The following is a 25,278-nucleotide window of genomic DNA, read 5'->3' as shown; positions in this document are numbered from 1 at the left end:
AATTTGTCATTTTCACTGACGGACATTCACTTTTAAAAACAACAAAAAGATAAACCATATCATCCATGCTTTCGTTACTATAAATAGCGGGGGACAATCGTGCTTGCTGTATTGGATCACAATAAATTCAGGACAATTTTAAATGTCTGACTCAAATAAAATGGTGGTGTATGCGGCTTTATTGGGCAATTTAGCCATAGCCTTGGTCAAGTTTGTTGCGGCCTATATCACCAATAGTTCAGCCATGCTGAGTGAAGCCATTCATTCCGTTGTGGATACGCTAAATGAAATTTTACTGCTCTACGGCATCAAAAAATCGCAGCAGCCTGCCAATGTGAAGCATCCATTTGGTTATGGGCGTGAACTTTATTTTTGGGCTTTTATTGTTTCTCTGATGGTCTTTGCATTAGGTGCCATTGTGTCGATTTATCAGGGCATACAACATGTGCGGCATCCTGAAGAAATGCTCAATCCGAGCTTGAATTATATTGTTTTAGCGATTGCGATTGTATGTGAAGGAGCATCATGGCTGGTGGCGTTAAAAGCATTTCGTCAGGTCAAAGGTCAGCAAGGTTATTTTGAAGCTTTCCGTCGCAGTAAAGATCCAACCACTTTTACCGTATTATTTGAAGACACCGCGGCTTTATGTGGTCTGTTTATTGCGCTCATTGGGATTTATTTGGCACATCAGTTCAATATTCCTGAGTTAGATGGCGTTGCCTCGATATTGATTGGTATTGTGCTTGCTGTTTCTGCTATTTTATTGGCGCGAGAAACCAAAGGTTTATTGCTGGGTGAAACCGCAGATCCACAATTACGCAATAACATTTTACTGATTGCGCAAGAAGATAGCGCAGTTTTTTCTGCGAATGGTGTTTTGACTGAACAGATGGGGGCGCATCAAGTGCTTGCCTCTTTAAGTTTAGAGTTTGAAGACCATTTGCAATCGGATGAAATTGAAGCATGCGTCAACAGAATTGAAGCGAAAATTAAACAGATTCATCCTGAAATTGTGGCATTGTTTATTAAACCACAAACGAAAAAAGTGTGGTTGGAACGTATGAAAGGACGTTTGGAATAAAAAACGTGATATACATGAGGGAACATTCGAAATATCGGATTTTGAATGTTTAAGTCACACTAAGAAATTGAATGTACATGAAGCAAAAGCCCGAACAATTACACTTTCAACTGCCTACACAAGAGTGCTGGTCACATAGTTGGCGTCAGCCTGCATTGCAATTTATGCATTCGAGCCAGCATGATGGTCAACGATTTTGCAATGTTTTACCGCGTCCACAAGGACGTGGACGTGCAGACCTATTAAAATGGTTATTCAAACGCAAGTCATCGACATGGAATGTCGATGTTGCTAAAGAACATGCAGAATTTCATGCTGTTAAACGGGCAATGCCGCAAGATCGTCCACAAGCCAGCATTGATGATTGGCAGGTTTGGTTTGTTGGGCATGCGACAGTACTTTTACAAATTGGTCCGTATAACTTATTAACCGACCCTGTATGGTGTGAGCATGTCAGTCCGAAGCATGGCAAAGGACCAAAACGGGTCATGCCTGCGGGCATTGCGTTACAGGAATTACCGACCATTCATGCGGTATTGCTGAGTCATAATCATTATGACCATATGGATTTAGCCAGCTTACAGTGGTTGCATCATCAATTTGCCATGCCGATTTATACTGGCTTAGGTAATTCATGGTATTTGCCAAAAAGTTTTCATGTCTTGGAAATGGACTGGTGGCAATCGGCTTTATTACATGATTTAAAAATTATCTACACACCTGCGCAGCATGGTTCGGGACGCGGCATACGTGATCAAAATCGTGCACTGTGGGGTGGTTTTTCTATTTTAGCAGGTAAAGATCATTGCTTCTTTGCAGGGGATACGGGTTACTCGCCACATTTCAAAGAGATCCAAAGTCGTTTAGGTGCACCGCGTGTTTCACTCTTGCCGATAGGTGCGTATGAGCCACGTGAGTTGATGCGTTATATGCATATGAATCCACAAGACGCTTTTCAGGCGCATCAAGATTTACACTCGAAATGTTCACTGGCGATTCATTACCGAACCTTTCAATTGACCGATGAAAGTCGTGAACAACCTGAGTTAGATTTAAAAGTGGCGATGAAAAATACCTCTAAATTGATGACCCCTTTTTACTGCGTGCGAGAAGGGCGACGTTTGGTGGTTTGATGGTTTTAAAGCGGACTGTTTCTGAGCTTTAAAAGTTGAATCGCAACGATTGACAGAACCATCATGGCAATATTCATCACCACAGGATTAAATGCCGTGGTGAGTTGTAACGGATCTGTGATCATCAGGAGTAATAATCCAGTTAAGCCCAAAATGTTGAGCTGATGGATCAAGACTGTTCTTTGCCACATTAGAAAAGTACAGCCAAACATGATTTCAACCAGACCTGAGAGAGCAACACATATTTTTGCCATATCGAGTTCAAATCCCATCGTTTGCCAAATATTAATTTCAGCATTGGATTGAAATAAAATTTTCGGTATCACTCCCTGATAGATCCAGAGAACAGCCAGTGTCATCTGAATGAGTTGAAGTGGTTTTTTCAAGCATTGTTTATACATTGCGAAGCGCATGTTCCAAAAAGTGCTGTTTATTATCGGCAGATGGCAGCAAGCAATCATTGGTTTGACCAAAGAGTTGATAACGATTGAGTGCCACACAGCGGTAGAGAAAATCTCGGATTGGGCGAGGGATGATATAGCCTGCATTCATCAGCGAAAAAGGCAGCCCCAAATGCTGCATGACTTTAAGTAAAGCTGTCGATTCGGTATACAGCTGTCCATTTAGAATAACGACCATGGTTGTATAGTCAGTGGTGGACATGCCGTAATATTGCAGAATTTGTTCCCCTAAAGCCGATTGAGCGGAAGCAAGTTTGAATTTCGAGTGTTGATCATTTTTGATTAAAAATTTTGCGCAACCATTACAAATCACGCAAATGGCATCAAACAAAATAATGTCATGTTTTTGAATGATTGCTGCAATGTGATGTGCCATGACTGGATTTATTCTGAGTGGCTATGTCATAACTATAGCAAATTTATTTTCGATAAAAAATAGCGTCAAAAAATGCAAGTATGATTGTTTTTTAAATGTCGTGAAAACAGAGCCTTAAAACTTTTAATTCAGCTTTTTGAAATTGAATATTTTTAATTTTTCTGCATCTCTTAAATAGGCTTTTTCGATTGTTTCTATTCGTAAAATCTGCTTTTGATTGTGATCTAAAACAGCTATGTTGGTAGGGTAAATAATTTTATAAACGGTTCTTCACAATAATCAATTGAACGTAGCTTTGGAGTTCAAAAATGACAAATGATATGCAAGCTGCATCGGGTTGTCCTTTCCATAAGGAAGGTGCAAATACCAATATAGCCAGCTCAAATACGGCTTGGTGGCCGAATGCTTTAAATCTAGATATCCTTTCTCAACACGATCAAAAAACCAATCCAATGGACCCAGACTTTGACTATGTCAAAGCTTTTAATTCATTGGACTTGGACGCGGTAAAACAAGATCTTCGCACGTTAATTAATACCAGCCAAGACTGGTGGCCAGCCGATTATGGCAGCTATATTGGGATGTTTGTGCGTACCGCTTGGCACTTAGCAGGTTCATACCGTAAGCAAGATGGTCGTGGCGGTGCCAATACGGGTAACCAACGCTTTGCTCCTTTAAACAGTTGGCCAGATAACGTCAATACCGATAAAGGTCGTCGCTTACTTTGGCCGATTAAACGCAAATACGGGAACAAAATTTCTTGGGGCGATTTGATTGTCCTCGCGGGTACAGTCGCATACGAAGAAGCCGGTTTGAAAACCTACGGTTTTGGTGGTGGTCGTTTAGACATTTGGCACCCAGAAAAAGATATTTATTGGGGTTCTGAAAATAAATGGCTGGATGCAACCAAGAACCGTTATGAAGATGACCAAGACCGTAAATCATTAGAAAATCCATTGGCAGCCGTGCAAATGGGCTTGATCTACGTCAACCCTGAAGGTGTAGATGGTGTCCAAGATCCATTACGGACTGCACAAGACATGCGCGTCACTTTTGACCGTATGGGGATGGATGATGAAGAAACCGTAGCATTGACTGCGGGTGGTCACACCGTGGGTAAAGCACATGGTAATGGTAAAGCCGAATTACTGGGTAAAGATGTTGAAGGTGCCGATGTCGAATTCCAAGGTCTAGGCTGGCACAACCCTGAAGGTACAGGCAATGCAGGCAATACCATGGTCAGCGGTCTGGAAGGTGCTTGGACCACACATCCAACCAAATGGGACAATGAGTTTTTCTATTTGTTATTTACTTATGAATGGGAAAAAACCACCAGTCCTGCGGGCGCGAAACAATGGGAGCCTGTGAACATTAAAGAAGAAGATAAACCCGTTGATGCACACAATCCGAATCTACGTCGTAACCCCATGATGACTGATGCCGATATGGCACTGAAAATGGATCCGGAATACCGCAAAATTGCAGAGCGTTTCTATCAAGATCCCGCCTACTTAGCAGAAGTGTTTGCACGGGCATGGTTTAAACTGACTCACCGCGACATGGGACCCAAAACTCGTTACCTCGGTGCTGACGTTCCAGTTTCAGATTTGATCTGGCAAGATCCAATTCCGACCGTCGATTACATATTGTCTGAAGCAGAAATTGAAGAGCTGAAAGCAAAATTGTTAAATAGCGGTTTAACATCTGCTGAGTTGATTGCCACTGCTTGGGACAGTGCGCGTACTTTCCGTGGTTCTGATTTCCGTGGTGGTGCAAATGGTGCACGTATCCGTCTGGCTCCACAAAAAGACTGGGTCGGAAATGAACCTGCACGTTTGCAAAAGGTTTTGGCGAAATTTGAAGAAATTCAAGCGGGTCTTGCAAAGAAAGTCAGCATGGCAGACTTAATCGTGTTAGCTGGGAGCGCAGCAGTTGAGAAAGCAGCGCAAGCTGCGGGTGTGAATGTGAAAGTTGCATTTACAGCGGGCCGCGGTGATGCGACTCAGGAACAAACAGATGTATATTCATTTGAAGATTTTGAACCTAAAGCAGACGGCTTCCGTAATTTTATTAAAGGTGAATATTCAGTTCAACCTGAAGAAATGTTATTGGACCGTGCGCAATTGCTGGGTTTAACTGCACCTGAAATGACGGTGCTTGTCGGTGGTTTACGTGTATTAGGCGCAAATTACAACGATGCGAAAGAAGGTGTATTAACTGACCGCGTAGGTGTGTTAAGTAATGACTTCTTTGTGAACTTAACGGACATGGCGTACAACTGGAAGCCGACAGGCAAGAATTCATACAATATTGTAGACCGTACAACTGGCGTAGCAAAATGGACTGCAACGCGTGTGGACTTGGTATTTGGTTCGAACTCGATTCTGCGTTCTTATGCTGAAGTGTATGCTCAGGATGACAACAAAGAGAAGTTTGTTCACGATTTTATTGCCGCATGGAATAAAGTGATGAATGCAGACCGTTTTGATGTGAAGTAGTTTTCACTGGAATAAAAAACCGCTCGAAAGAGCGGTTTTTTATAGACTTTAATATATTGAGATTATTTGATTTATAAGCGTAGTTGCATATAAAGTGTCAATTTTATGAAAACTTAAATTTAGAATTACTTATGTCAAAAGCTTTTTTTATCTTGATGGCTTTCATTTTACTTTTTACTAATAGTTTATTGCATGCAGAGACCAATACACTGAATCAGAATAAAGTACTAAAACCGTTTATATTTCAAATTGGTTCAGATTTTTCAACTATCCAGACTAAATTCAATTTAGAAAAATATACTCCAAACGTGAATTTCATCAAAGAATCAAACTGGTATATATTGGTAACCCCAATTGGACCTATTTCGCTTCAAGAATGGCAAGGTAAACTTCATTGCATCGCTTATGATATTGATACAAATGATATAGAGTTAAAAAAGAAAATTATCGAATTTCTATTTGAAAAATATAAAATGAATTTCGAATGGGTGGATAGAGTTGATAACGGATTTTATATCTCATATGAATCATCTAATGATTCTATTCAAGGGATTTATGCTTATTCACTAGGAACAACTATTTCTTTTACCAGTAATGAAATTAGAAAAGCTGAAACAAAAATTCGTTTTCCAAATCTTTAGCTACTAAAAATTCAATTTAATATAATCGAGCTTATACGAATCACATTTTATTATTATCTTATATATTAATTATATATATTAAGTGTAAAACGAAAAATGGAGAGGGAAGCCTGTTTTTATTCAAAATTAAGCTTCCCTAAACTTTGAAAAATATCCACCTCCAAAACCTGCCACTCCCCAAACTCAGGTTCGACCAACAACGTCTGCGACACAAAGCCATAACATACCCGTTGCACATTTAAGCTGATTCGCTTGAGTTGCCCTTCATCATTAACATAAGGTTCAAGTATGCTGTGCCACATCTGTACCATCATGGCATAACTCTTTTGATAACTTTCAACACTGGAAATTTGTCGTTCGAGTAAAAAAGTCTGTGCCCATAAAAACTGCTGGGCTTGAATTTGCTGTATTTGAAAATGAATAATCTGCTGTAAATAGTCCTCAAAACTTAATTTTGTGGATAACTCCATTCGGCTTTGTGCATAATTTTTTAGCATTTCCGCATTACTTTTCACATGCTGATGAATGGTCAATGCAACCAAATCTTCCTTTTTAGAAAAATATTCATAAAATGTCCCTAAACCGACACCTGCCACATCGGTAATTTCCCGAATGGTAATTTTATGCGCATGGCACTTATGCAAAAGCTGAACAAAACTTTCTTGTAAGGCTTCTTGTGTCAATTTAGCTCTGGATTGGCGGGGTTTACGGCGGACTTGAACCTTCGGATTCTTCATTGCATAAGCTGAACATGTGACTGTGAAATTTTCTTTATACTGATATGAAAATGGAATAAGAACAAGAGTGAAGTTTGTATGATCAATGCATGGATGAGCCATCAAATTAGCAACCAGTTTGATGAACTGGAACATTACAACCTATTTGAAACCGATACAGTTTTACAAGAAATTTTGGTGCGTTACGGCAGTCAAGATCAAAAAACTTTGGCTGAATTTGGGCAGCAGGTGGGTTCAAGTGAATATTATCAATATGCGGATTTAGCCAATAAACATACCCCCATTTTACATGCCTTCGATGCGCGAGGACGCCGTAAAGACTTTATCGAATTTCATCCTGCTTGGCATAAATGGATGGCATTAAATCGGCAGTTCGATACTCATGCACATCCGTTTAATCATCCAAATTCATCCTCAAAATGGGTGGAATGGGCAGCGCGTTTTTATTTGGCAGGACAAGTCGAGAGCGGCAACCTGTGCCCGAATTCGATGACTTTGGGCAGTATTCCACTGATTCAGCGAGAACCTGAATTATGGGCCAAAATAGGCGATCAATTACTTTCGACTGAATACGATGAACGTGATGTGTCAATTAGCCAGAAAAAATCGATTTGGCTCGGTATGGGCATGACCGAAAAGCAGGGCGGTTCGGATGTTCGTGCCAATGAAACCCTTGCCATGCCAGTCGCAGAGTCAGGACGTGGCAAAGCTTATTTACTTACAGGGCATAAATGGTTTTTTTCTGCACCGATGTCGGATGCCCATTTGGTGGTGGCTAACACGGAACAAGATGGCTTGGCCTGTTTCTATGTGCCACGTTGGTTGGATGATGGAGCAAAGAACAATATTTATATTCAACGTCTTAAAGATAAAGTCGGGAATCGAAGCAACTCCAGTTCTGAAGTTGAATTTCAGGATGCTTGGGGCATCATGATTGGGGAAGCAGGACGTGGCATTCCGACCATCATTGAAATGGCAAATTACACCCGTTTGACTTGCTCTGTGGGCAGTACCGCTATGCTGCGGCAAGCTTTAGTACAATGTATTGCTTATACTCGGCAGCGCAAAGCTTTTGGTAAGCATTTAGCACAACAGCCGTTGATGCAAGCGGTACTGGTCGATTTAGCCTTAGAAACCGAAGCCGCCATGCAATTAAGCTTCCATTTGGCACATTGCTATGAAGCGGATGATGCGCTGTCTGTGGCATGGAAACGCATTATGACCCCAGCATCAAAGTTTTGGATATGTAAGCGTGCAGTTGAGCTGACAGGGGAGATGATGGAAGTCTTCGGTGGCAATGGCTATGTTGACAACGGCATTATGGCACGTATTTTTAAAGAAGCCCCAGTCAATACCATTTGGGAAGGCTCAGGCAATGTCATGTGTTTGGACGTGCTGCGTGCGATTGGGCGTGATCCTGAATCGCTAAAAGTCTTGTTTAAAGCGTTGACTGAAATGTCAGCTCAAGATGCGACTTTACAGCAAGAATTACAAACGTTATTTAAGCTGTTTAGTGGTTTAAGTCCAGACGAAATGCAGTTTATGGCGCGAAGCTTGGTTAGTCGTTTAGTAATTTTGGCTCAGGCGGTTCTATTAAAAAAATATGCACCAGATTTTGTATCCACTGCTTTTATTCAGTCGCGTTATAGTGGCTTTCATGGGCGTGTGGTGGGCATGTTAAATCCTCAGCATGTAGATGTAGAACGCTTGCTGGCAAGGGCTTTTGCCGCTTGAAATGCTCAACTGTAGATTTACTTTTTTTCGAGGTCATGCTGATTTGTTAAGGATTTTTTAATCCTCTCTATCCCTCTTTTGAAAAGGAGAGATAAACAACATTATCGTTCCCCTCTTTAAAAAAGAGGGGTTAGGGGAGATTGATCAATCAGTCATCATTAAATTCCCCTTAACTGACCAGTATTCTTCGTGGGAGGAATTTGGGGGCTTTTAAAATGAGTAAAATATATTGTGTCTTTCTGTTGCGGAGTCGGGGGTATTTTTCTGTTTAAAATAGATGAAGAAAAGGCTTAAAACTAGCCATCCATCGGTATAATTTGCTTGTAAAATGTACAAGAAAGCGTATTATCACTTTGCTACATCTCATGTGGCAAAGTACCAGAACATCTTAGCCAAATAGGTGAATGAAATGGCGAAACAAAAGAAAAAGCTAGAAATCGTGATTCACAACTTTGTAGCAAAACACATGCATGAAGTCAATCAAAGTCAAGTGTTTATAGACCGAAAGAAAAATGCAAAACGTGGCTATAGCAAGCACAAAAAAGGGAGATATTCGAATGATTATCTCCCTTTTTCTTTCTGTGCTGTTTTCGGATTTAACGTGGCTTAAGCACTGACAATACGTGTTGCAGATTTCACCATATCACCTAAACCATGCGTCTTAAAATAATATTCCATCCAACTTTTCACGATTAATGGGTTATCCATTTTTAAGACATGTTCGAGTTGAATCAGTGCATCCGTCATCGGGACATGGCAAATTGCTTTACGTACCCGTAAAATATTGCTTGAACTCATTGAAAGGGTATTAAATCCCATTGCCATCAATAAGATTGCAGCCAAAGGGTCTCCTGCCATTTCACCACAAATACTAATGGGTTTATCGTACTTGTGACATTCTTTGACCAATCGTGTTAAAGCGCGCAGCACCGCTGGGTGAAAGTGTGAATACACATTGGCGACACGTGGATTGTTACGGTCAACCGCCAGCAAATATTGGGTTAAGTCGTTCGAACCAACCGAGAAAAAATCAACCAATTCAGAAAATTCTTCAATTTGTAATAATACACTCGGGACTTCGACCATAATCCCGATTTTCGGTTTGGTAATTTTGACTTGTTCTTCTTCTTGAACCGCCATCCAATCACGCTCAAGCAAATACAAGGCTTCTTCAACTTCGCTAACACTAGTGACCATCGGCAATAAGATATGCAAGTTATTTAAGCCAATACTGGCTTTGAGCATGGCACGAATTTGCGATGAGAAAATTTCAGGATGATCCAGTGTAAATCGAATCCCACGCCAGCCTAAAGCGGAATTATCTTCTTCAATCGAGAAATAGGGCAGATCTTTATCTGCACCAATATCAAGGGTACGCATCACCACAGGTTTATTGGCAAAGTGGCTGAGCTGTTGACGATAAATGGCCCGTTGTTCTTCTTCACCCGGGAAACGATCACGCAGCATAAAGGGAATTTCAGAGCGATATAAGCCGACACCTTTAGCACCGCGTTGTACGCCGCGTACCACATCAATCATCAGACCCGTATTGACGTATAATTTGACGGTAACGCCATCGGGCGTAATGGAATCCTTGGTTTCATATTGCTTTAAATCTTTGGCAATTTGTTCTTCTTCTTTTTGAATTTCTTTATAACGGGTACGCAAGCGCCGTGGTGGATTAATAAAGATCCGCCCTTGATGTGCATCGACAATCATCTCGACATCATCAAGTGTATTGATGGGCAGTTCCGTCACACCGACCACGGTTGGAATACCGAGTGCACGTGCCACAATCACCATATGTGAATTCATGGCACCTTCAGTGGTGACAATCGCGGCAATTTTATCGACAGGCAATTCAACCAAAGCGGCAGTGGAAATTTCCTCGCCAATCAAAATACTTTCATCGGTTAGTTCACGGTGGCTGGCATCCGCTTCTTGTAAGAACGCTAAAATACGACGACCCAAATCTTTCAGATCTGAGACCCGTTCACGCAGATAGTCATCTTCCATTTGTGCAAATAGCGCAATATGGGTGTCAATCACAATACGAACTGCCCCTTGTGCCCAATTGCCGTCACGAATTTCAGCTTTAATTTCAGCAGGCAGCGCATTTGCATCAAGCATGCGTAAGAACACACTAAACAATGCACGTTCTTCTGCCATTAAGGCATCTTGCATTTTGTCATCAAGCGATTGAATTTCTTGACGCACTGAATCAATGGCATGATCAAGCAGCTCAAGTTCTTCACTAATGTCATCGGCTTCACGGTCAGGAACTGAGGCTAAATCGGCAGGTGGATATAAAATCACAGCACGGCCTAAAGCAATCCCGCCAGAACCTGAAATCCCTTGGAAGGTTTTATACGCAGGTAGGCTATTGGGTTTACGGAACACATCAATATTGCCGACGGCATGGGCATGTGCAATTACACCCGAAAGCTGTGCACATAAGGTCACGAGAAAAGATTCAGCTGCTTCACTAAAGTCATGTGGTTCTTTATTTTGAACAACTAAAACACCCATCACCTTACGGCGATACATGACGGGAACACCCAGAAAAGAGTTATAAATCTCTTCACCCGTTTCAGGCAGATATAAAAAGCGTTCATGTTTGGGCGCATTGTCTAAATTGACAATCTCTTCACGTTGTCCCACCAACCCGACTAAGCCTTCACCAGTATGTAATGAAACGTGTCCGACAGCTTCAGGGTTTAAACCTTTAGACGCCATCAGTAAATAGCGTTGATTACGTTCATCGAGCAAGTAGATGGAGCAAACATCGACATGCATGGCTTCAGCCACTTGGTTGACCATAATGTCGAGTGATTCATGCAAACTGGTGGACGCATTGATTTCTTGTACAATACGTCTTAAGGTGTCCAGCTGCATATTCGACATAAAATCTGCTCCAAAAAAAAGTTTAAATCTATTTTATTTATAACAATATGTTGCTAAAAAATCTGCATTTTCATACGATTTTTTATGTTTATATTATGGCAACTGATTACACAGCTCCACCATCGCTTTTCGGTATACATCGCGTTTAAAATTCACGACTTGTCCTAATGGATACCAATAACTTACCCATTGCCATTGGTCAAACTCTGGTGGGTCAGACAAATTCAGCTGAATGTTCTTGGCTGAAGCTGTCAGTTTAAGTAAAAACCACTTTTGTTTTTGCCCAATACACACGGGGTCTGAATCCGAGCGTATATACCGTTGCGGCAAACGATACCGTAGCCAACCTTTTGTTTGCGCTACAATTTGAACATGTTCGGGCAAGAGGCCAATTTCTTCTCTCAGTTCACGATAAAGTGCCTGTTCAGGGGTTTCTCCATACTGGATCCCTCCTTGTGGAAATTGCCAAGCATTGTGTCCAATGCGTTTTGCCCATAAAACTTGTCCAATGTCGTTTGCCAAAATGATCCCGACATTCGGTCGGAAACCTTCTGAGTCGATCATTTGGCTACCTAAATCTGCTTTTAATGTGTGGCTTTAGTTTCGGGGATTGTTATTTCTACATCCATCTCGAAAAAAAGCACAGCTTAAATGTTAAAAATTGCTATGATCTTAACGAATTTCTATCGACTAGCGGAGATAGATTTACAAAATTTTTCTTAAATTTCAGTTTTTACGAGTATTTTCATGAAATTGGCTTTATTTGACCTCGATCACACCTTGTTAAACACCGATTCAGATTATTCATGGGGTGAGTTTTTAGTGAATGAAGGTTTGGTTGATCCAACTCGACATCGTCAAATGAATGACCAGTTTTATGAAGACTATAAAGCCGGTCAACTGGATCCGATTGCGTATAACGAATTTGTCTTCGAGTTTTTAACCCAGCATGACCATGATTATTTGACTGACTTACATGAATTATTCATGAAAAAAGTGATTCGTCCACAAATGCGTCCCGAAGGTTTTGCGGCGATTGAAAAACACCGCAATGCTGGACATGAATTGGTGGGCATCACCGCAACCTCCGATTTTATTACCACACCGATTTTTCATGAGTTTGGCATTACTGAAACGATTGCCACCAATGCAGAAGTGATTGATGGTCAATATACAGGTAAAGTCATTAATATCGCCTGTTATCAGAAAGGCAAATTGGCACGTTTAGAACAATGGCTACAAGGCAGAAATGTTGAGGAATCATGGGCATATTCAGATTCAATTAATGATCGTTTTCTGTTGGACTATGCCGATCATGCCATTGCAGTAAATCCTGATGATCGCTTGGTGGTACTGGCGAAAGAACAAGGTTGGGATATTCAAGATTGGTCAATATGAAATATGCATAGCATTTTTAAAATGATATTGAAAAGACAGCATTTTTAAGTGCTGTCTTTTTATTTATGTGTATAAAATCCTTACATTTTTGTCCTTCATTTTTAACATGAAGCTGCTATGTTATGCATAAGAATTAAAATGGATGGAGAAAATAATGAGCGCTGTACGCCCAAGAATGACTCATTTATTTGAACAATTAGGCTTAGAGGCCACTGAGGACGCGATTGAACTTTTTATTGCGACCCATCAATTAAGTGCACATACCAAAATTACTGAAGCGGATTATTGGTCAGAGGCACAGCACCAGTTTTTAGCTGAAAAATTAAAGTCTGATGGGGAATGGGCGATTGTGGTGGATCAGCTCAATGAATCCTTACATGAAGAATCAACCAATCGTTAAGCTTGATAGTCAAGATAGATTAAATAGACGCGGGATTGAAAGAGATGAAACTTTTCTCTCCCGCTAGGTTTTAGCCCTTTATTTTCATCATTTCAATTAGCTCTAAAACGGCCTTGGATTGGCTGCGTCCAGGATGCCAAACCATACCCAATTGACGGTGCATTTCAAAATTAATATCCAGTTGTTGTAAATCTTGATTGATTAACGTCTTTGGCAAAACGGACCAACCAAGACCAATCGACGCTAACATGCGAATCGATTCGAGTGGGTTGTTACTCATACTGACTTTCGGTTTTAAACCACGTTTTTCAAATTCAGCCAAAGTGATTTGACTGGTATAAGTCTGTGCCGCAGGTAATAAACTTGGATATCGAATCAAGTCTTCAAGTTGTAAATTCTTTTGATTGGCTAGGGGATGAAAGGATGCAGCGACAAAAACCAAAGGATCATCCCAAATGTTCACATAGCTCAGACGAGCATCGCCTTGAGGTGGTAGGGTCAAAAATGCCAGCTCTAAGTCACCCGCAAGTACTTTTTCATGGGCTTGTTCAGAATCAACAAAATGCACATCTAAAGTGACCTCTGGAAAGGTTTGAACATAATTGCGCAGGTGATTGGGTAAATGATGTAAACCAATATGATGGCTGGTGCCTATTTTAAGCTTCCCTTGAACTTGCCCTTGTTCATGACTAAGGGTGTGATGAATATCCCCCAGTTCATTGAGCCAGTTTTTTACTTTGGGCAGTAAGGAGTGAGCGGCATGGGTGGCTTGAACACCGCGACCCGCAGACTCAAATAGCTTTACACCAAAATATTCTTCTAAACTATGAATTCGTTTAGTGACTGCGGGTTGGGTAATAAACAGCAGATCGGCAGCCATAGAAATAGAGCCTGTTTCCATAACTTTAACAAAAGCTTCAAAAGCAGCAAGATTCATACTATTAGTCTGGTTATGAAATATCAAAATAAGTATAAAATATTTTTATACTAAAAGTGAATGCCAGAATAAAAATCAAAGCTAAAAAATGTATAAAGATGTGAATACATGAGGTAAAAATCACAAATCACTTCATAGCAATAAAGTGATTTGTTGAAAGAAGCAAGCTTGAACCCACAATATGTTTAATATTCTAGACCGTCATGTTCTGATTTTTTTGCAAGCTTGAGGCGTTTTTTTCCCAAACTTTTTCATGGAAGAAAAATGCAATCGCCTGAATGGTGGGTTCAAGTAAACTCAAGGTTAATGCCATCCAAATACTGCCCGTGACAAAATAGCCAACCAACAGCGCAATAGCGATGTGCATGATGTAATAACTACAGGTCTTTTTTAAGGTTTTTTGGTTATAAGTAACAAATTTTTGAATATGTGCCATAGTGGGATTTCTCAAGCTTTATCTTCGGGATATGATTAAAGGATAATCAATCTTATTTGATTTGTAAAAACGAACATTTTGTATATTTAAATCGGTTTTTTGAATTTAAAAATCAAGTAATCTAAAAAAGTATCAGCGATTGATACCTTATTAAAGGATCTAAGTTATGCACATTAAACATATAAAATATCTTCTTGATCTGTTCGAGGAAGCTGTAGAAAAACGTACTGCGGTTTATGAACTTGCAGATGATGAAAATGATGAAAATCGCGCCGCGGCTGAATGCAGCGCAGCGAAAGCTGAATTAATTAAGGCGATTGAGGAACTGCTCGAGAGTAAAGTAGACCCATCGATATAATACGCCGTTTCTAACCAGCGACATGCTTGCTAAGAGACAGCTGAAAAATACTTTCCAGCCTTTTGAATACAAATCAGAAGGTTGAGATGTTACTGTGCTTTATCCAATCTGGATTGTTGGCTCAAGTGATGAAGTAATCTTGATCGCTTCAATCAAATGGTCTGGAAATAAAGGGTTGGTTTAAACGTGCCGATATGAAATATGGTCAGGATGAGTGGTTTTGATCTGTTTAAATTAATTCCAAAAAGTTTTCGAACTAATAAAAATGATAAATTAGATTTATGTAAATACGTGGTTATAATCGAAGTTAATAAAAGCATTACCCAGTTCTATGGAGCACGTCGACATGGCAGGCAATACCCAAAAAGCAAAGACTTTGTATGACAAATTGTGGGATGACCATTTAGTAAAACAACGAGATGATGGTTCAGCCTTACTTTATATCGACCGTCATTTATTACATGAAGTCACTTCACCGCAAGCTTTTGAGGGTTTACAGCTTGCAGGTCGTAAACCTTGGCGTTTAAGTGCCAATGTTGCAACTCCTGACCATAACGTACCGACTTCAAAAGCTGAACGTGATCAAGGGATTGCAGGAATTGAAGATGAAACTTCACGTATCCAAGTGCAAACTTTAGATGACAACTGTGATGCTTTCAATATTGTTGAATTTAAGATCAATGATATTCGTCAAGGCATTGCCCATGTGGTTGGTCCTGAACAAGGCTTAACTTTACCGGGTATGACCGTGGTTTGCGGCGACTCGCACACTGCAACACATGGTGCATTTGGTTGTTTGGCACATGGGATCGGCACATCTGAAGTTGAACATGTTTTGGCAACACAGTGCTTAGTGCAAAAGAAAATGAAAAATATGTTGGTTCGTGTTGACGGAACATTAGGTCAAGGCGTGACTTCAAAAGACGTGGTTTTAGCCATTATTGGTAAAATCGGGACTGCGGGCGGTACTGGTCACGCGATTGAATTCGGTGGTCAAGTGTTCCGTGATATGTCGATTGAAGGTCGTATGACCGTATGTAACATGGCCATTGAAGCGGGTGCTCGTGTCGGTATGGTCGCTGTGGATGACAAAACGATTGCTTATGTGCAAGGTCGTAACTACGCACCAAAAGGCCAACAATGGGATGCCGCAGTTGAATATTGGAATACCTTACATTCTGATGAAGACGCGTATTTCGATACCGTTGTCGTGTTGCAAGGTGACGAAATTGAGCCGCAAGTGTCTTGGGGAACCTCACCTGAAATGGTCATTCCTGTTTCACAAGCCGTCCCAACTTTAGAACAAGCCAAAGATGACGTACAACGTAATGATTGGACACGTGCTTATCAATATATGGGGTTAAATGCTGGGCAAGCGTTGGCTGACATTCAATTAGACCGTGTATTTATTGGTTCATGTACCAACTCACGTATTGAAGATATTCGCGCTGCCGCTGAAGTGATTCAAGGGCGTAAAGTGGCAGGTTCAATTAAACAGGCGATGGTGGTTCCGGGTTCGGGCTTAGTGAAGCAACAAGCAGAAGCAGAAGGTTTAGATAAAATCTTCGTTGAAGCAGGTTTTGAATGGCGTGAGCCGGGCTGTTCAATGTGTTTAGCCATGAATGCAGACAAATTACAACCGGGTGAACACTGTGCATCGACTTCTAACCGTAACTTTGAAGGTCGTCAGGGCAATGGCGGTCGTACGCACTTGGTGAGTCCAGCAATGGCAGCCGCAGCAGCGATTGCAGGTCATTTCGTTGATGTTCGTTCATTCTAATTGGGACTAGGAGCAAATTATGAAAGCTTATACCGTTGAACAAGGTATTGTTGCACCTTTAGACCGTGCCAATGTCGATACAGATTTAATTATTCCAAAACAGTTTTTGAAGTCCATCAAACGCACGGGTTTTGGGGATAACTTATTTGATGAATTACGCTATTTAGATGAAGGTTATCCGGGGCAAGATAATTCAATTCGTCCAAAAAATCCTGAATTTATCTTGAACCAACCACGTTATCAAGGTGCATCTGTTTTAATTACACGTGCCAACTTTGGCTGTGGTTCAAGTCGTGAACATGCGCCTTGGGCTTTAGAAGAGTACGGCTTTCGTACGGTGATCGCACCAAGCTATGCCGATATTTTCTTTAATAACAGCTTTAAAAATGGCATGTTGCCCGTGATTTTAGCAGAAGAAATTGTGGAGCAACTGTTTAAAGAATGTGCTGAAAGTGAGGGTTATCAGTTAACCATCGATCTTGAAACACAGGAAGTTCGTACACCTAAAGGCGAAGTTTTCAAATTTGAAGTGGATCCATTTCGTAAGCATTGTTTATTGAATGGCTTGGATGATATTGGCTTAACCCTTCAAGTTGCGGATGATATCCGTGCATTTGAAGAAAAAACCAAGCAATCACGCCCTTGGGTCTTTGCAGAAATTCGTGGTTAATTGTTTGAAATTTCGGACATAGTAGTATCGGAGCTTAACTCTTGTTAATATCGAATCGATAAAAATATCTCGTTGGTTTTAATTGGTGAGGTTGGGCTCGAATAATGACAAAAGTTTATGGTCAGCTTGTTGTGCTGGGTCTTGTACTTGCATCTTTAAGTGCATGCCAAAGCTTGGATAAAAAACGTATTAATAGTGTGAAAGAGACAGAGTCAACAAAGTTAAATGCGTTGATCTTTTGTACTGGAACAGAACAATGTGAGTTTGAGCGTTTCGATCAAATGCCGATTGTGGATGCTCAAAGTCACCGTGTGAGCCGTGAAGCAATTGATCAGGGGATTGTTCGTTTACAACCCAAATTGTTGGCAGAACCGAATTCTTTGTTTTTGTCCGTGCCAGCAGGGCAGCATGAGGTGGTGATTCGTTTTTATCCGATATCGAAAGATCGTGCTGAAACGCTACATGTATTTCACAAATTTAATGCTCAAAAACACTATACCTTTAAGATGTATCGGGATCGAACGAGGCATCAAGGAAGTCTGTTGAATGTTTCTGCACCTGATCCACTTTGTGTAGCACTTCAACAAGACCAAAAAACCATTCGACGTTTCTGCAAACCTTATAATGCCTTAAATGGCTTAGGTGAGTTTGTGGAACAAAAAATTTAATATTGCATCAGTCCAATGACTGACTTTGAAAATGGAAAATCTCATGTCAAAAAATATTTTGATTTTAGCTGGTGATGGCATCGGTCCTGAAATTGTGAACGCCGCAGAGCAAGTACTCACACTCGTAAATGAAAAATTCAATTTAGGTTTGACTTGGGAACAAGGTTTATTGGGTGGCGCAGCGATTGATGCTCATGGTTCGCCATATCCTGAACAAACCGCTGCACAAGCAAAAAAGGCAGATGCTATTTTACTTGGCGCTGTCGGTGGTCCGAAATGGGACAGCATTGAGCGCTCAATTCGTCCAGAACGTGGTTTGTTAAAAATTCGTAGTGAACTCAACCTTTTTGCTAACTTACGTCCAGCGATTCTTTACCCACAATTGGCAGATGCTTCAAGCTTGAAACCAGAAATCGTCTCTGGCTTAGACATCCTGATCGTACGTGAATTGACAGGCGGGATCTACTTTGGTCAACCACGTGGTATTCGTGAGTTAGAAAATGGTGAGAAACAAGGTTATAACACTGATGTTTATTCAGAATCTGAAATTAAACGTATTGCCAAAGTAGCGTTTGAATTGGCAGGTCTGCGTGGTGGTAAAGTGTGTTCGGTAGATAAAGCCAATGTTTTAGAAGTGACTGAACTTTGGAAACAAACAGTCACTGCAATGAAAGAAGCAGAATATCCAAAGATTAACTTGTCCCATATGTATGTGGATAATGCCGCAATGCAATTGGTGCGTGCACCGAAACAATTTGACGTAATTGTGACGTCTAACTTGTTCGGTGACATCTTGTCTGATGAAGCTGCAATGTTGACTGGTTCAATTGGCATGTTGCCATCGGCATCTTTGGATGAAAATGGTAAAGGTATGTATGAACCTTGTCATGGTTCTGCGCCAGACATCGCAGGTCAAAACATTGCCAATCCACTCGCAACGATTCTTTCTGTTGCAATGATGCTACGTTACACATTCCGTGAAGAAGCGGCTGCACAAGCGATTGAAGATGCTGTAGGCAATGTACTGGATCAAGGTTTACGTACGGCAGATATTATGTCTGAAGGTATGGGCAAAGTGGGTACTGCTGAAATGGGTCAAGCTGTAGTTGCTGCATTGAACTAAGTTTATTCACGACAGAATTGAAATGAAAACGCAGCCCAAGAGCTGCGTTTTTTATGTTTAGTTTGCCAAAAGTCCATCAAGAGCATGTTTTTAACAGGTGCGTCCTGACATGTGTAGCGCTTTGGCAATATTTTGTTCCAAGAGAAAGCTGATACGGCAGTTCAAATTGACATCGTAGCTTTGTGCAGCCGTACTGGGGATAGGAACGGTTGTTCCTGCACCAATGCCCATGGCAGGATTTTGCGCCATAGGGACAGGAATGCTGATGGATCGAGCTGCAATATAAGTTAAGGTATTTGCTTTTAAGATAGGTGGACTGACTTGCTGGTAGCCTATGCTGCTTAAATCAAGCTGTGCACGAATTTGATCACTGGATTGCCCGATAAATTGCTGCAAATAGGCTTCTCGCTGCATGGTATTCGTTGTCGGGGACGATACACAACCATATAGCATGCAATAGGCAGCAAAGAGTCCAACAGAAAGTATAAACTTCATAAGCTGTACTCACATCAAATAAAACCAGTGTAGGCAAATCTGCTGAATCATATTGTTGTGATTCGATATACGGTAGTTATTTCAATAAAATAGCCAGATATCATGTTGAATGGCAGTTTTAGATGATTAACAGGATGATAATTTTTAATATCCTATCGCAGGTATTTCGCATAGACTATTTATGAAAATTAATTTTTATAAAATACAAAAAAGGGGAAAGGAATAAAGATGAAAAAAATCATTTTGATGCTGAGCGGCATCTTATTGTCTGGTGTTGCATTTGCAGATAACTGTGAAAATGCACGCAATACCTATGATGATGTCTATTGCACCAACAAACTGTATGCCAGTGCAGATGCAGAATTAAATAAAAATTATCAGGCTTTGCGCGGAAAATTATCGGACAAACAAAAAAATATTCTGAAAAAGTCTCAGTTGGCATGGATTCGTGAACGCGATGCGCAATGCACCACAGATACTGGGATTGATGTGCAATGCCGTTTAAGTACCACGCAAGAGCGTAATAACTGGCTTAGAGAGCGCCTGCGTGAATGCAAAACGATTGGCTGTAAAACCAATGCCTTGAATTGATTTTCAGTGTTGAATACTATAAAAAAAAGCCACTTTAAAGTGGCTTTTGCTTGCGCTAAAACTTAGCGTGCACGATAAGTAATACGACCCTTGGTCAAATCATAAGGAGTCATTTCTACTTTAACACTGTCGCCAGTCAAAATACGGATATAGTGTTTGCGCATTTTACCAGAGATGTGAGCAATGACTTCGTGACCGTTTTCTAAACGTACACGGAACATAGTATTAGGAAGCGTTTCGGTGACAACGCCTTCGAACTCGATGAGTTCCTCTTTATTGGCCATAGCCTACCTGATGATCAAATTGGGAAGGCGCAAATTATAGTCAATTTTTTTGCATAAAACAAGGCGGAATGGGGCGTTGCCCGATCATCTGTCAGTTAAATAAGCGAACCAGACATTTAAATATTTTCTACAAAAAACAGCATTGTTCTGTTGTCAGTTCGGTCAATCACAGTTAATCTAAAATTAATCTTTTTAAGTATAAATGAAGAACATACAAGGAAGGTCTTGGCGTGGGTCAGCTAACTGATGCATCGGTTGTTTTACGATTGGGTTACCAAGCGATTCGTCGTTCGGGTTTACCAACCGAAGAAATTTTAACAAAAGCTGGTGTCGCCTTAAATCAGGTCGAAACCAATGATCGTACTCCGCTCAGTGCCCAATATGCCTTTTGGGTGGCCGCAGAGGAGGTAAGTCGTGATCCCGATATTGGTTTGCACTTAGGTGAACACTTGCCTTTATATCGTGGACAGGTGATCGAACATCTATTCATCTCAAGTGAAAACTTTGGTGAGGGACTAAAGCGTGCATTGGCCTATCAACGCCTGATCAGTGACGCATTTCATGCCAAACTGGTGCTTGAGGATGGTCGTTGCTATCTTACCAATGGTGAACAAGGGGCTTGGGTAGAGCATTTGGTTAATCGTCATTTTTCTGAATGTGCCATGTCAGGAATTTTACGCTTCTTTAAATTTATTACCGAGGGTCGTTTTAACCCGATTTATATCGATTTTAATTTTAGTCAGGGCGCTTTTGATGACGAATATTTTCGGGTCTATGAGTGTCCTGTCAGTTTAGGGCAAAAAGAAACCCGTTTGTATTTTGACCCAGCCATTTTAGAGTATCAGTTGTGGCAGGCAGAACCTGAGTTATTACAGTTACATGAGCAATTGGCGCTGGAAAAGCTACAAGAGCTTGCACGCTATGATTTGGTCGGTGAAGTCCGCCGTGCCATTGGGTCGACTTTAGAAAGTGGGGAAACGACTTTAGAAACAGTTGCCACCCATTTAAATATTACACCACGTCGTTTACGCACGCAGCTCAGTGAGGCAAATACCAGTTTTCAGCAAATTCTTTCGGATTATCGTTGTCGTTTGGCGAAAAAATTATTGGCCAATACCGCTGAAAGTGTAGAAAGAATTGTGTATTTAACTGGTTTTTCAGAACCGAGTACATTCTATCGTGCGTTTAAGCGTTGGACCAATGAAACGCCAGTAGAGTATCGAAAGCGTAAGCAGCGTTAATTTCTTGGATTAAAAAATCCCCCTAAGTCCCTCCTAAAAGGATGGATTTTTCATTGCTATACTTTTGTTAGCACTAAAATTCCCCCTCCTTACAGGAGGGGTTAGGGAGGTCTAATAACTTGAATTATTATTCTGGCATATTTAACCAATGTGGACCTAAAGGTGCTTGAGGTAAATGAAATTGTTCTGGATAGTGTGCTTGAATAAAATATAAGCCATCAGGTGGGGCCGTAATGCCTGCTGCTTTACGGTTTTCAGCGGCAAAAATTGTGTCAATATGGTCAATTTCATACATACCTTGTCCCACTTCGAGCAAGCATCCCACGATGTTACGCACCATATGATGTAAAAAACCATCGGCTTGAATATCGAGCACTAAATAACAACCATGACGAATTAAACGGCAATGGCTCACATGACGTATAGGTTGCTTAGATTGACAAGAGCTGGCACGAAAGCTTTCAAAGTTATGGGTCCCTTCAAATTTTTTCGCAGCTTCAATCATTTTATCCACATCAAGTGGGTAATAGGCATGGGTGACTTGTTGATAAAGCAGTGCAGGTCGGCTAGCTGAATTGTAGATGACATAACGGTAACGTCTTGATTGTGCCGTAAAACGAGCATGAAAGTCCGTATCCACCGCTTTAATCCATTGGATAGCAATATCTTTGGGTAAAGTGCTATTTGCCCCCATGAGCCAGCCCCGTAGTGGACGAATTGCCGAAGTATCAAAATGTGCAACCATATTAGTCGCATGTACACCAGCATCGGTTCGTCCAGCGCCCTGAATAATGATTGGTTCATTGGCAATTTTACTCAGCACAGTTTCAATGGTTTCTTGCACACTGCGGACACCCGCTTGCTGGGTTTGCCAACCTCGATACTCAACCCCAGAAAACTCAATACCGACCGCAAAACGCTGCATATTTACCTCTATTTATATGAATCATGCCAGTGGGCATGCCACTGGTCTACGCGGTCATATTGTAAATACATTTTCAGTGTTTTTGCATAAAGATCTGCATGGCTTAAGCAATCACTGACAATGATATTGGCATGTTGTGTCCACTCACTGATGGCATAGCGTTGATCAATCGTGCCAAAAGGGACTTGCGTGGTGAGAATGATGGCACAACCTTGCGTTTGAATGGCCTGAAGTGTAGAAATGAACTCTGCATTGACGGCTAAATTGCCTGTACCAAAGCCTTGTAAAATCAGGGCATGAGGAGCCTGTTGTTGTAAATTTTTTAAGTTCGCAATGTGTTGTTCGATTGCTAGCGGTTGCAGCATTAAACTTAGGCAGTTAAATGCTGCTGCCTTCTCAATATCATGTTCATGCACGATATAGCTATGCTGAATCATTGCCAAATTTACTTGGACATTTTGACCTGCAAAAGCATTTAATTCCGTTGTATGTTGTTTTAACGCAGTTTGCGCATGAAGCAGTTGATGGTGAAAGGCTAAATAAACACCCACTGGTGTGGTCACTACCGCATCCAGAGCAAAATTAAGGTTATCCATAGCATCGGTAAATTCGCGAGTCTGTGTACCCGAGACATTGAATAATGGATATTGGCTACCAGTTAATACCACATGAGCAGATTGACCGATAAAGTGTGCCAGTGTTGCGCTGGCATAGCTTAGGGTGTCTGTGCCGTGAATCACGACAAAATGTTGATAATGTTTAAGTTGTAGGTTTTGAATCAGCTGAATGAGCTTAAGCCAGTCCGTTGCAGTGCAAGCGCTACTGTCTTTGATGCTGGGTGCAACAAAACATTCAACCTCAAGCTGTAACGGAAGAATGTATTCTAGCTGGGGAATAAAATCTTCGGCAGGCATTGGGCTGAGTGGCTCGCCAATACAGCCAAAGGTTCCCCCCATATAAATTAAGGCTATTTTTTTCATAATAAAAAAGCAGTCAATGATGACTGCTTTATAGTAGAGCGAAATAACTTAAGATGCTATCTGATTGCGTAACTGATCGGCTTGTTGGCGTTGTTCAGTCGTATATTCAGCTTCATGTTCTATTAATAACTCATGTGCCGACTCAAAAGCCCCTAATTGAATATATTGCGCTGCAAGCTCTAAATTCAGGCTAATTTCATTCACATCAATCAGTTCAGGGAAGGAGAGCATGAGCGGATCATTTTGGTCTGCTTGAGATGCAGATGAACTGATATTGCTAATATCGAAACTTACACCAGAGCTTTTCGCTGGCGCTGTTTCTACAGCCAGTGGCTCGTTTGGCGTTGTAGGTTCTAGATTAAAGTCTAAATCTAAACTCGGTTTAGTTTCTTCAGCAACAGTTTTTGCTTCAACAGCTGCAACGGTTTCCGTATGAGAGAAATTAAAATTAAATTCAGCTTTTTCTTCAACTGCTGCTATTTCAAAAGGAATAGTCACTTCAGCAGGTTGAGCAGACTGTGCTACTGCTGGCGTATCTAGGCTAAAAGAGAAATCTAAAGGCTGAATTTCCTCTACTACAGGAGTTGGTTCTGGTTTTGCTGTAATGGTTGGCGTAGGGTCTAAAGATAAACTGCTAAAGTCTAAAGGTTTAATTTCTTCAACTGTTGAGATCGGCGCTTCGGTTTTTGCGGTTTCGATAGGCGCTTGATCAAGAGAAAAAGTATTGAAATCTAAAGGTTTAATTTCTTCAACGTGATCTTTTTGGCTTGGGCGTGTTTCTTGCTGTAGCTGATCAAAAGATGCATCATTTGCCGTTACAGATGGCGCAGCAGAATTATTACTCATGAGTGCATCGAAATCGGCAGTATTTTTTTGTTCAACTACCGTTTGAGCGGATGATTCCATTTTGAAATCAATCGTGTCTCTAGAGCTTGCCGCTTTGTGGTCATGGGCCGCTTTTTTAGCCAGTGCTTGCTCTAAAAAATCGTCTAGTTCTAATGAACGTAAATGATTAATCAGTTGGTTAATGGCAAATTCATCTTTTTGTAAGATGTGAATATCGAGTAATAATAAATACAGCTCATGCTGTGAGTTGTCTTTATTTAATGCTTGATTAATTTGTGCTTCAGCAGCAAAAAAATTGTGTGCGCTGATCAATGTACCAATTTTATTGCGCACATCCTCAGCTAAAGCAGTGGTCTTTTTCTTTTCCACCACTGGATCTGACACAATTTGAGTTTTTTGAGGTGTCTTTTTGGTTGAGCTTACTTTTTTCGCTTTCGCTGTTGAAGTTTGTTCCGCTTGTTTACCCGTTTCACGCTTTTTTAGGACAACTGCGATCACTAATAACAATATAAACGGAATCACATAAATCAGCATGTTGTTACCCCTTACAGGATTGAGTTGTTATCAATGAAACTCATCCA

27 protein-coding genes are annotated in these 25,278 nt (G+C 40.9%); 15 read left to right on the top strand and 12 right to left on the bottom strand.

The window, feature by feature from the left end:
- Window positions 1-142: 142 nt before the first annotated feature.
- Window positions 143-1,081 (top strand): cation diffusion facilitator family transporter, encoded by a 939-nt coding sequence (locus B9T24_RS06775; protein ID WP_086165081.1) that lies wholly within the window; start codon window positions 143-145, stop codon window positions 1,079-1,081.
- A gap of 77 nt (window positions 1,082-1,158) precedes the next feature.
- Entirely contained in the window at window positions 1,159-2,214 is a 1,056-nt protein-coding gene (locus tag B9T24_RS06770) for an MBL fold metallo-hydrolase (protein ID WP_086165080.1), read from the top strand.
- Between the two features lie 5 nt (window positions 2,215-2,219).
- Here the strand turns inward: B9T24_RS06770 and B9T24_RS06765 are convergent, their stop codons facing one another.
- Window positions 2,220-2,615 carry a DoxX-like family protein gene (locus B9T24_RS06765; RefSeq protein ID WP_086165079.1) on the bottom strand — a complete coding sequence of 132 codons (396 nt, stop codon included), beginning with the start codon at window positions 2,613-2,615 and terminating at the stop codon, window positions 2,220-2,222.
- Entirely contained in the window at window positions 2,608-3,051 is a 444-nt protein-coding gene (locus B9T24_RS06760) for a thiol-disulfide oxidoreductase DCC family protein (RefSeq protein WP_086165078.1), read from the bottom strand. The genes B9T24_RS06765 and B9T24_RS06760 overlap by 8 nt, the downstream gene beginning before the upstream one ends.
- 308 nt (window positions 3,052-3,359) lie before the next feature.
- Here B9T24_RS06760 and katG point away from each other — a divergent pair, with 308 nt between their 5' ends.
- Together katG and B9T24_RS06750 are read left to right on the top strand one after the other, a co-directional pair.
- Complete coding sequence (gene katG, locus B9T24_RS06755; protein ID WP_086165077.1) at window positions 3,360-5,549, top strand: catalase/peroxidase HPI; 2,190 nt, start codon at window positions 3,360-3,362, stop codon at window positions 5,547-5,549.
- A 131-nt stretch (window positions 5,550-5,680) separates the two neighbouring features.
- Window positions 5,681-6,190, top strand: a complete 510-nt coding sequence (locus tag B9T24_RS06750) for a hypothetical protein (RefSeq protein ID WP_086165076.1) — start codon at window positions 5,681-5,683, stop codon at window positions 6,188-6,190.
- 116 nt (window positions 6,191-6,306) lie between these two features.
- Here the strand turns inward: B9T24_RS06750 and B9T24_RS06745 are convergent, their stop codons facing one another.
- Complete coding sequence (locus B9T24_RS06745; RefSeq protein WP_086165233.1) at window positions 6,307-6,927, bottom strand: TetR/AcrR family transcriptional regulator; 621 nt, start codon at window positions 6,925-6,927, stop codon at window positions 6,307-6,309.
- Between the two features lie 78 nt (window positions 6,928-7,005).
- Here B9T24_RS06745 and B9T24_RS06740 point away from each other — a divergent pair, with 78 nt between their 5' ends.
- Window positions 7,006-8,661: an acyl-CoA dehydrogenase family protein gene (locus tag B9T24_RS06740; RefSeq protein WP_086165075.1), complete on the top strand. Its 1,656-nt coding sequence runs from the start codon at window positions 7,006-7,008 to the stop codon at window positions 8,659-8,661.
- A gap of 409 nt (window positions 8,662-9,070) precedes the next feature.
- On the top strand, window positions 9,071-9,271 hold the full coding sequence (locus B9T24_RS06735; RefSeq protein ID WP_086165074.1) for a hypothetical protein: 201 nt from the start codon (window positions 9,071-9,073) through the stop codon (window positions 9,269-9,271).
- Here the strand turns inward: B9T24_RS06735 and ptsP are convergent.
- Together ptsP and B9T24_RS06725 are read right to left on the bottom strand one after the other, a co-directional pair.
- Window positions 9,268-11,565 (bottom strand): phosphoenolpyruvate--protein phosphotransferase, encoded by a 2,298-nt coding sequence (ptsP, locus tag B9T24_RS06730; RefSeq protein WP_086165073.1) that lies wholly within the window; start codon window positions 11,563-11,565, stop codon window positions 9,268-9,270. The two genes, B9T24_RS06735 and ptsP, sit on opposite strands and share 4 nt — an antisense overlap.
- A gap of 93 nt (window positions 11,566-11,658) precedes the next feature.
- On the bottom strand, window positions 11,659-12,129 hold the full coding sequence (locus B9T24_RS06725; RefSeq protein ID WP_004649911.1) for an RNA pyrophosphohydrolase: 471 nt from the start codon (window positions 12,127-12,129) through the stop codon (window positions 11,659-11,661).
- Between the two features lie 183 nt (window positions 12,130-12,312).
- On the opposite strand from B9T24_RS06725, the gene B9T24_RS06720 reads away from it, so the two are divergent.
- Together B9T24_RS06720 and B9T24_RS06715 are read left to right on the top strand one after the other, a co-directional pair.
- On the top strand, window positions 12,313-12,963 hold the full coding sequence (locus tag B9T24_RS06720; protein WP_086165072.1) for an HAD family hydrolase: 651 nt from the start codon (window positions 12,313-12,315) through the stop codon (window positions 12,961-12,963).
- Between the two features lie 154 nt (window positions 12,964-13,117).
- A complete protein-coding gene (locus tag B9T24_RS06715) occupies window positions 13,118-13,363 on the top strand; it encodes a DUF2789 family protein (RefSeq protein WP_004649909.1) in 246 nt (81 codons plus the stop codon).
- Window positions 13,364-13,433: 70 nt separating this feature from the next.
- Here B9T24_RS06715 and B9T24_RS06710 read toward each other — a convergent pair whose 3' ends face one another.
- Together B9T24_RS06710 and B9T24_RS06705 are read right to left on the bottom strand one after the other, a co-directional pair.
- Entirely contained in the window at window positions 13,434-14,300 is an 867-nt protein-coding gene (locus tag B9T24_RS06710) for a LysR family transcriptional regulator (RefSeq protein WP_086165071.1), read from the bottom strand.
- Window positions 14,301-14,493: 193 nt separating this feature from the next.
- Window positions 14,494-14,736 (bottom strand): DUF2061 domain-containing protein, encoded by a 243-nt coding sequence (locus B9T24_RS06705; protein WP_086165070.1) that lies wholly within the window; start codon window positions 14,734-14,736, stop codon window positions 14,494-14,496.
- A gap of 166 nt (window positions 14,737-14,902) precedes the next feature.
- On the opposite strand from B9T24_RS06705, the gene B9T24_RS06700 reads away from it, so the two are divergent.
- The 5 genes from B9T24_RS06700 to leuB all read left to right on the top strand — a co-directional run bounded on the left by B9T24_RS06700 (window position 14,903) and on the right by leuB (window position 19,335).
- Complete coding sequence (locus B9T24_RS06700; RefSeq protein ID WP_086165069.1) at window positions 14,903-15,094, top strand: hypothetical protein; 192 nt, start codon at window positions 14,903-14,905, stop codon at window positions 15,092-15,094.
- A 346-nt stretch (window positions 15,095-15,440) separates the two neighbouring features.
- Entirely contained in the window at window positions 15,441-16,874 is a 1,434-nt protein-coding gene (gene leuC, locus B9T24_RS06695; RefSeq protein WP_086165068.1) for a 3-isopropylmalate dehydratase large subunit, read from the top strand.
- A 19-nt stretch (window positions 16,875-16,893) separates the two neighbouring features.
- Window positions 16,894-17,544, top strand: a complete 651-nt coding sequence (leuD, locus tag B9T24_RS06690) for a 3-isopropylmalate dehydratase small subunit (RefSeq protein WP_086165067.1) — start codon at window positions 16,894-16,896, stop codon at window positions 17,542-17,544.
- Between the two features lie 104 nt (window positions 17,545-17,648).
- Complete coding sequence (locus B9T24_RS06685; RefSeq protein WP_086165066.1) at window positions 17,649-18,212, top strand: hypothetical protein; 564 nt, start codon at window positions 17,649-17,651, stop codon at window positions 18,210-18,212.
- A gap of 43 nt (window positions 18,213-18,255) precedes the next feature.
- Window positions 18,256-19,335, top strand: a complete 1,080-nt coding sequence (gene leuB / locus B9T24_RS06680) for a 3-isopropylmalate dehydrogenase (protein ID WP_086165065.1) — start codon at window positions 18,256-18,258, stop codon at window positions 19,333-19,335.
- Window positions 19,336-19,425: 90 nt separating this feature from the next.
- Here the strand turns inward: leuB and B9T24_RS06675 are convergent, their stop codons facing one another.
- Window positions 19,426-19,830 (bottom strand): hypothetical protein, encoded by a 405-nt coding sequence (locus B9T24_RS06675; protein WP_086165064.1) that lies wholly within the window; start codon window positions 19,828-19,830, stop codon window positions 19,426-19,428.
- Between the two features lie 228 nt (window positions 19,831-20,058).
- Between B9T24_RS06675 and B9T24_RS06670 the strand changes: the two genes are divergently transcribed.
- Window positions 20,059-20,421 (top strand): lysozyme inhibitor LprI family protein, encoded by a 363-nt coding sequence (locus B9T24_RS06670; protein ID WP_086165063.1) that lies wholly within the window; start codon window positions 20,059-20,061, stop codon window positions 20,419-20,421.
- Between the two features lie 62 nt (window positions 20,422-20,483).
- Here B9T24_RS06670 and infA read toward each other — a convergent pair whose 3' ends face one another.
- Window positions 20,484-20,705 carry a translation initiation factor IF-1 gene (gene infA, locus B9T24_RS06665; protein ID WP_001284370.1) on the bottom strand — a complete coding sequence of 74 codons (222 nt, stop codon included), beginning with the start codon at window positions 20,703-20,705 and terminating at the stop codon, window positions 20,484-20,486.
- Between the two features lie 230 nt (window positions 20,706-20,935).
- On the opposite strand from infA, the gene B9T24_RS06660 reads away from it, so the two are divergent.
- Window positions 20,936-21,946 (top strand): AraC family transcriptional regulator, encoded by a 1,011-nt coding sequence (locus tag B9T24_RS06660; RefSeq protein ID WP_086165062.1) that lies wholly within the window; start codon window positions 20,936-20,938, stop codon window positions 21,944-21,946.
- A gap of 127 nt (window positions 21,947-22,073) precedes the next feature.
- Here the strand turns inward: B9T24_RS06660 and truA are convergent, their stop codons facing one another.
- The 3 genes from truA to B9T24_RS06645 are packed head-to-tail and all read right to left on the bottom strand — an operon-like array spanning window position 22,074 to window position 25,231.
- Window positions 22,074-22,871, bottom strand: coding sequence for a tRNA pseudouridine(38-40) synthase TruA (gene truA, locus B9T24_RS06655; protein WP_086165061.1), 798 nt, complete (start codon window positions 22,869-22,871; stop codon window positions 22,074-22,076).
- Window positions 22,872-22,879: 8 nt separating this feature from the next.
- Window positions 22,880-23,851: an asparaginase gene (locus B9T24_RS06650; RefSeq protein ID WP_086165060.1), complete on the bottom strand. Its 972-nt coding sequence runs from the start codon at window positions 23,849-23,851 to the stop codon at window positions 22,880-22,882.
- Between the two features lie 48 nt (window positions 23,852-23,899).
- The gene (locus B9T24_RS06645; RefSeq protein WP_086165059.1) at window positions 23,900-25,231 is read right to left on the bottom strand and encodes a hypothetical protein; all 1,332 of its coding nucleotides are present in this window, start codon (window positions 25,229-25,231) and stop codon (window positions 23,900-23,902) included.
- Window positions 25,232-25,278: the final 47 nt, after the last annotated feature.

The organism is Acinetobacter sp. ANC 4654 (genome assembly GCF_002135425.1).
Classification (GTDB): Bacteria; Pseudomonadota; Gammaproteobacteria; order Pseudomonadales; family Moraxellaceae; genus Acinetobacter; species Acinetobacter kyonggiensis.
The sequence above is the reverse complement of the archived record's forward strand: the minus strand, read 5'-3'. Positions and strand labels throughout refer to the sequence as shown.